We start from the raw sequence: 6,929 nt of genomic DNA, 5'->3' as shown, positions 1-6,929 counted from the left end.
GGGCGGCGCTGCGGCGCGCAACCCTGTTCCCCTATCGACGCTTGCGCCCCGCGCACCCCGCAAACGGCGCGGGTCAGCCCAGCAGCACCACGTCGCCCGGCAGCCGCGCCACCCGCGCGGAGAATGCGCGCTGGATCTGCGCCACCACCGTATCCATGTCCGCGGTCGAGAAGCGCCCGCTCACCGACTGCCGCTGCAGGCGGCGGCCCACCAGCACCACGCGGCCGGGCCGGTAGCGGTTGATCTCGGCGACCGCCTCGGGCAGCGGCGTGGCGCGGAACACGACCACGCCGTCGCGCCAGGCCGAGTCGAGGTCCGGATCGATCGCGGTCACCGCCTGCAGGCCCGCCGCGTCGTAATCCACCCGCTGCCCGGCGAGCAGCGTGCACAGGCGTTCGCCGCGCCGCACGTCCACGCGCCCCGCGTGGCAGGCGACCCGGGTGCGTCCATCGAGGTGGCGCACCTCGAAGCGCGCCGGCAACGCGGCCACCGCGTCGCCGTCGCCGGCGCGCACGCGGAAGCGGCCGGGCGGCGCGTCCGGGGCCTCGATGGCCGCCTCGCCCGAGAGCAGCGCCAGGCCGCCAGCGCCGCCCTCGGCCTCCAGCACCGCGACGCGGGTCTGGGTGTTCATCGCCAGTTCCACCCGCCCCGGCAGCCGCACGCGGCGCTGTTCGCCGGTGGCCGTACGGTAGTCGGCCTCCCAGTCGGGCCAGGGCGCCCACGCCCGCAACGGCGGGTGCAGCGCCAGCGCGATCGCGCCGGTGGCCGAGGCCGCGGCCAGGCCGCCGAGGAACGCCCGCCGGCTCAGCCGCCGCCCGGATGCGGTCGCACCCGGGCGCGCGCGCAGCAACTCGGTGGCCGGCCCGAGATCGCGCCACAGCCTCCTGGCCTCGTCGAAGGCCGCGCGGTGCGCCGGATCCTGCGCGCACCAGCGGCGCAGGGCGTGCGCATCGTCCTCCGTGGCCTCTCCGGAGGCGAGGCGGCGGACCCACGCGTCGGCCTCGCGGCGCAGCCGCGCCGTCTTGGCCTCTTCGTTCGATCCGGAAACGTTCATGCCGCCACCCGTCCGCGCGCCCGCTGCGCCGTCGTTCGGGGACGGCGCCCGCAAGCCCTGTTTACCAAGACGTTCCGACGGCGCCAACGCCGCATCCCCGGCGCTGCCGGGCCGCCTACCCGTTTCCCCGCACGGGCTCAGCGCCCCAGGCGGGACGCGCAGTATGCCTGCGCCTTCTGCAGCTCCAGCTCCACCAGGCGCAGCGAGATGCCCATGCGGCGGGCCACTTCCGGCTGCGTGAGCCGTTCCATCCGCACCGCCAGCAGAATGCGCCGGCGCCGCTCCGGCATTTCCTCGATCGCCTGCGCCAGCGTTTCAAGATCGGAGCGCGCGCCCGCCGATTCCGCCGGCCCCGGCGCCGGGTCGGGCACTTCGAGCAGGTCGTCCACCTCGTACAGCGTCAGCCGGCGGCCGGCGGCGCGGCGCTGGTCCACCGAGGCGTTCATTGCCATCCGGAACAGGTAGCTCCACGGACTGGCCACCGTGCCGGCGATCTGCCGCGTCGACAGCCGCAGCCAGGTCTCCTGCAGCGCGTCGCCGGCCATGTCGTCCGAGCCCAGCCGCTGGGCGAGGCGACGGCGCAGATCGTCGTAGCGCGCGGCCAGGAATTCCTGCAATCCGATGCCGACGCTCATGCCCCACCGCCCTCGTCCGCCGCGGCCGCATCCGGTGCCGGACAGTTCCAGTGATAGCCGGCGCCGCGCGGCAGCACCAGCAGGGTGAACGGCTGCGCGATGCCATCGGGCACCGGCGCGCCCAGCTCGATCCCGCGCAGCGCCGTGTCCACCGCCGCCGCCAACGCCGGGTCGCCGGCCGTATCCAGCAGCGTCGAGCGCCGCAGCCGCCCGGCGCGGTCGAACCAGAGCTGCAGCGCCAGCCGGTGCCGGCCTTCGGCCAGGCGCGGGCAGGCGCACAGCCGCGCGGCGACCTGACGTTGGACCAGGCCGTAGTAGCGCTCGCCCTCGCCCGCCGGCAGCGCAGCGGCGGCCGGCGCGGCCGCTCGCGTCAGCACCAGCGCATCGGCGCTCACCCGGCGCGCATCCAGGCCGCTGCCATCGAGCAGCCGGGCCAGCGCCTCGTCGGGTCTCATGCGGCCGCGCACGCTTGGCGAGACCAGGCCCGAGGCCAGCGCGCTGTCGTAGACGACCGACTGGCCGGTCGCGGCGCCGAAGGCTTCGATCGCGCGTGCCAGCGGTTGCGGCGGAATGTCGAAGGCGACGCAACCGGTGCAGTCCGCGGCGCCAGCCAAGGCCGGCGCGTCCCGCTCCCTGGGGCTGTCCGTCGCATGCGCCCGCACCAACGGAACGGCCGACGCCGTCATGGCCACGACTCCATAGAGAATCCAAGCAGAACGGACCGCGGCCATTCAACGCCCTGGTCGTCCCCGGGGCGGAACCGCCCGCCTTCGCGCAAGCCAAGATAGGGAGCCGTCATGACAGATGCGTGACGCAGTCCGCAGTCGCCTGCCGCCGGAGATGGCCAGCCTAAGGTGGTCTCGCTGGCGGGACGGCGCTCCTGCGGGCATGCGGCACGTCGGGCCGACGAGCGACCGTCGGCAACGTCGCGATGCCGCGCTCCCGACGCCCTGCTGCGCCCGCACGAACGCCGGACCCTCCTTCGCGCCGACGCTACGTCAGGCCGCGAAGCCAACGCGACGCCGCCCGCAGCGGCGCGGTGATCCGCCACGAATGGCTGCGGTGAACGTCGGCGAGCGCTCGTTCGCACATGGCGAGCGCGGCGTCCCGTTCCTGGACCAACGCCAACGCGGCCTCACGCTCCGCCACCGCCACCGCCGCCGACGCCGCCGACGCCGCCTCGCCCGCCGCGGCCATCTCCGCTTGCAGCGCGGCGATACGACGCGTGCGTTCCTGGAGCGACGCCTCCAGCGCCTCACAGCGCGCCTGCGCAAGGCGCCGCCCTTCCTCGGCATCTTCGAACCGCCGTGCGGCCGCGGCCGCTTCGGCCTCGCGCTGCGCAACCTCTGCCAGCGCCACGATGCGCGCGCCCAGCGCTGCGAACAGCCGATCCAAATGGATACGCCGCTCCTCCGTACAGGCGGCAATCTCCGCGAGCGCGCTCGCCGGCTCCTCGCCCACCAGCAAGACGCCAAGCCCGTAGGAATGCCGGAACTCGAAGGATGGGTATTCCGCCGAGATCTCGCGCCAGAAGCGCCAGACGCCGAAATCCAGGTGCCGGCACACGGTGTCGTGGAACAGCACGACCCCGCGCGGCGACAACTTGCGCTTCCAGGCCAGGAAATCGTGACGCACCGCATCGTAGGTATGCAGGCCATCGATGTGCAGCACATCGATGGTGCCGTCTTCGAACTGCGCCAGCGCCTCGTCGAAATCGCAGCGCAGCAGCGCCGAGAAGTCGACGTAGTGCCGAGCGTTGTAGGCGACCACGTCCTGGTAGACGTCCTCGCCATACTCGCCGGCATGCTTGTCGCCTCGCCAGGTGTCCACGCCGTAGCAGAAGGCACGCACGCCCGATTCCTGTACCGCCTGGCAAAACGCGAAGTACGACGCCCCCCGGTGCACGCCGAGCTCTACGAGAATTCGCGGCCTCGCCACTTCGACCAGCCAGCCTGCGAACGGAATGTGCCCGAGCCAGGCGTTCGCGGCGATCAGCCGCCTGGGCACCATGAACATCCCGCCGTTGAGACGACGCAACACGTCTGCCTCGCCGCGCGCGTCGAGCGTATCGGCGCCCCGCTTCAGCCCCGCACGCGCCCGCTCTTCGGCATTCGTTTCCAGCGCCGTTGCCTCACAACCGCTCATCCGCGTCCCCCTTCAATGCCTTTCTCCGCACGTCGCCGCTCCGTGCCGCCGTGGCGCCCGATTCCGGTCCGCACGACCGTCCTCCATGACCGACCGCAACGCCGCCGCTCACCCAACGGCGTTCCTCGCGACGCGTCCAGCGCCGCGCACGCTCAGAACCCGGCGTTGACCTCGAGCTGGAACACGTCGATGGACAGCGGCGCGCCCATCGCCTCCTTGGCGGCCATCCAGCGCCCGGTCAGCCAGACGTTGCGGTCGAACATCCACGAGCCGCCCAGGTAGTAGCCCTTGGCGTTGGTGCCGCCGAGATGGAAGTTGGGATCGTTGTAGCCGTCGGGCAGCGCATCGGGCTCGATCCGCTTGTAGCCGAGCCAGGCGTGCCAGTCGCCGCGCTCGCGCAGCGCCAGCGCGCCGAAGGTGGCCTGCGCCATCCACGCCACGTCGCCGCTGACGATGTCGTCGGCGCTGGGCGCGGCGCCGTCCGGGGTGGCGACGTTGGTGACGATGCCGCCGTTGGCGCGGTCCCACATGCGCCGGCGGTCGAAGCCCAGGTTCTGCAGCCAGTTGGCCTCCAGGCGCAGCGCATGGCCGGCGAACGCCGGCAGCTCCCAGCGCAGGTTGACGTCGAGCAGCTCGAACTTCGAGGCCAGCCCTGCGTACTGCGGCATCGGCGTGTTCGCCGGGTCGAGCGGATCGAGCGCGATGTCGCGCAGCAGCATCAGCGTGTTGCCCTTCTGCATGAAGGCCGGGCGGGTCCAATCGGTGCTGCAGTGGTCGGCGCCGGCGTACAGCGCGCAGGGCTCCGACAGCCGGCCGGCGATGTTGCGGAAGTCGTAGTAGGCCAGCGCGCCGCGCAGGCGATGGTCGTCGGCGAACGCCCACTGCGCCCCGAGCTGCAGGCCGTTGAGCCACTTGTCGTTGCTCTTCATCTTGTCCTGGCTGGTGCCTGGGAAGCTGTCGGAGGTGTACTCCAGCGGGGTCAGGCCGAGGTTGGCGAACAGCGACAGCCCGTCGGCGCCGACGTCCTGCGCATAGCGGATCGCCAGGCCGTCGAAGGCGAGATCGTTGGAGAACAGCATGTCGGTGGACCAGTACGGGTTGTCGAAGCGGCCGCCGATCACCTCCAGCCAGTCGGCGGGCTTCCAGGCCAGCCAGACCTGGTCGAGCCAGGCGTCCTTCTTCTCCAGTCCGCCGCCGAGCGCCTGGGTCGCCGACACCGGGCCGTCGTCGTTGCCCGAGGCCAGGCGGATGCCGGCGCGCACCTGCTCGCCGAGGCTCGCGGTTACGCCCAGCCGCGCGCGGACCCGCCACAGGTTGTCGCGGTCCTCGCGGGTGTTGCGCAGCGGCGGGAACTGCAGGTTGGTGTTCGGGTTGACGTCGTAGCCGGCGCCGGCGTTGATGCGCGTCCAGTCCACCTCGATGTCGCTGTTGCGCTCGGAATACAAGCGCGATTCGTTGCGCACGCGCACGTCGCCCTGCACCTGCAGGCGCTGGGTCCAGGCCGGCACCGCGTCGGGCGCGGCCCAGCGCTCCTCGCGCGCCTGCGCCAGCACCTCGGCCTTGACCTCCTCGCGGATCTCGTCGCGTACCGTCTGCGGCACGTAGGGCACGCGCACGTCCCCGGGCTGCAGCTCCGGCGCGGGTCGGGCGGCGGTGGCGCGCCCGGCGGCCGCCTCGCGCGCGGCTTCCTCGAGCAGCGCGTGGCCGGCCTCGGGCGCCAGCGCGCCGCTGTCGATCAGGCCGCGGATCAGCTTGACCAGGGTGCTCTCGCCGGCCTCGGGCTGCTGCGCGCGGGCCTGCCCGCACAGCAGCGTCGCGCCCAGCGCCGCGGCGAGCGCGGCGAGCCGCAGCGGGCCGGGGGTGAGGAAGGAAGGATGGGTCGTCATGGGATCGCTCGCTCGTAGGGGAATCTCGAAGCGGCCGGGCCTGCGCCCGGCCGCGGATGGATCAGCCGGCCGGCCTGCGGCCCTGGACCAGGACCCGCGCCGGGAACTGCAGCGACGGCGGCGGCCGCTCCTCGACGCGGCCGAAGCCGCGCACCGCCTCCAGCACCGCCTCGTCGGCCTCCGGGTTGCCGCTGCCGCGCACCAGTTCGACGCGGCGGATCTCGCCCTCGGGCGTCAGCCAGACGTCGAGCTGCAACTGGAAGGCCAGCCGGCGCACCCGCGCGTCGCGCGCGATCGCCTGCTGCAGCACGTAGCCGAGGTAGCGGCCGTAGGCGGCGTTGCCGGCGCCCGCCGCGCCGCTGCCGCTCATGCCGCCGCCGCTGCCGCGCTGGATGCCGAAGCTGTCGGTGCCGGCCTGGGCGTCGGCATCCATGGTCACGGGATCGGCGGCGTCGGGCGTCGGCGCCTCCTCCTCGCTGGGCTGCGGCGCCTCATCCAGCGGCTCCGGCTCGGGCGCCAGGTCCTCCGGCTCCGGCTCGGGCTCCGGCGGCGGCTCCTCCTCGGGCGGCGGCGGGGGCGGTGGCGGCGGCAGCATCAGCATCGGCGTGTCCGGCACCGGGCGGCGCGTGCTGGCGGTGTCGCGCACGAGCAGCCACCAGAACAGCGCGCCCAGCGCGGCGGCGAGCAGCAGCAGCCCTGCGGCGGGCGCGGCCCAGCGCGGCCATCGCTGCGGCGGCCGGGGCTGCGGATCGGAGCGTCGCGGGCGATTCCTGGCGTCCACGCGCGCTCAGCCCTGCACCCGGCCCGTGACCAGGCCGACCTGGTTCAGCTCGATCCGCCGCAGCAGGTCGAGCACTTCCACCACGCGCGCGTACTGCACCTGCGCATCGCCGCGCACGATCACCGGGAAGTCGGGGTTGAGCGCCTTCTCCTGGCGCAACCGCGCTTCCAGCTCCTGCAGGGTGACCGGGTAGGCGTCGAGGAAGATCTGCCCGCTCGCGTCCACCGTGACCGCCTTGGTCTGCGGCCGCTCCAGCGCGACCGTGGCGCTGGCCTTGGGCAGGTCGACCTCGATGCCGGGGATGGTGGCGTTGCTGGTGAGGATGAAGATCACCAGCACCACCAGCAGCACGTCCACGAACGGGGTGACGTTGATGCCCTTGTCGCGCTTCTTGGCGCCGAACCGCCTGCTCGCCATCGCCGCGCCTC

Annotated in this window: 7 protein-coding genes; all 7 read right to left on the bottom strand. The window is 73.4% G+C overall.

Features of this window, described 5'->3' with window-relative positions; genetic code table 11:
- Positions 1 to 73: 73 nt before the first annotated feature.
- Positions 74 to 1,054, bottom strand: coding sequence for a FecR family protein (locus Z164_RS0105110; RefSeq protein WP_024889654.1), 981 nt, complete (start codon positions 1,052 to 1,054; stop codon positions 74 to 76).
- A 137-nt stretch (positions 1,055 to 1,191) separates the two neighbouring features.
- Complete coding sequence (locus Z164_RS20030; RefSeq protein WP_043689314.1) at positions 1,192 to 1,689, bottom strand: RNA polymerase sigma factor; 498 nt, start codon at positions 1,687 to 1,689, stop codon at positions 1,192 to 1,194.
- Positions 1,686 to 2,303 (bottom strand): STN domain-containing protein, encoded by a 618-nt coding sequence (locus Z164_RS20025; protein WP_160170682.1) that lies wholly within the window; start codon positions 2,301 to 2,303, stop codon positions 1,686 to 1,688. The genes Z164_RS20030 and Z164_RS20025 overlap by 4 nt, the downstream gene beginning before the upstream one ends.
- A 379-nt stretch (positions 2,304 to 2,682) precedes the next feature.
- Positions 2,683 to 3,834, bottom strand: a complete 1,152-nt coding sequence (locus tag Z164_RS20020) for a class I SAM-dependent methyltransferase (protein ID WP_081770072.1) — start codon at positions 3,832 to 3,834, stop codon at positions 2,683 to 2,685.
- Between the two features lie 152 nt (positions 3,835 to 3,986).
- The gene (locus tag Z164_RS0105090) at positions 3,987 to 5,720 is read right to left on the bottom strand and encodes a putative porin (RefSeq protein WP_024889651.1); all 1,734 of its coding nucleotides are present in this window, start codon (positions 5,718 to 5,720) and stop codon (positions 3,987 to 3,989) included.
- A 61-nt stretch (positions 5,721 to 5,781) separates the two neighbouring features.
- A complete protein-coding gene (locus tag Z164_RS0105085) occupies positions 5,782 to 6,501 on the bottom strand; it encodes a TonB family protein (protein ID WP_024889650.1) in 720 nt (239 codons plus the stop codon).
- A 6-nt stretch (positions 6,502 to 6,507) separates the two neighbouring features.
- Positions 6,508 to 6,918: an ExbD/TolR family protein gene (locus tag Z164_RS0105080; RefSeq protein ID WP_024889649.1), complete on the bottom strand. Its 411-nt coding sequence runs from the start codon at positions 6,916 to 6,918 to the stop codon at positions 6,508 to 6,510.
- Positions 6,919 to 6,929: the final 11 nt, after the last annotated feature.

The sequence above is a fragment of the Luteimonas huabeiensis HB2 genome, from assembly GCF_000559025.1.
Lineage (GTDB): Bacteria > Pseudomonadota > Gammaproteobacteria > Xanthomonadales > Xanthomonadaceae > Luteimonas > Luteimonas huabeiensis.
This window is presented reverse-complemented; position numbering and strand designations above follow the sequence as displayed.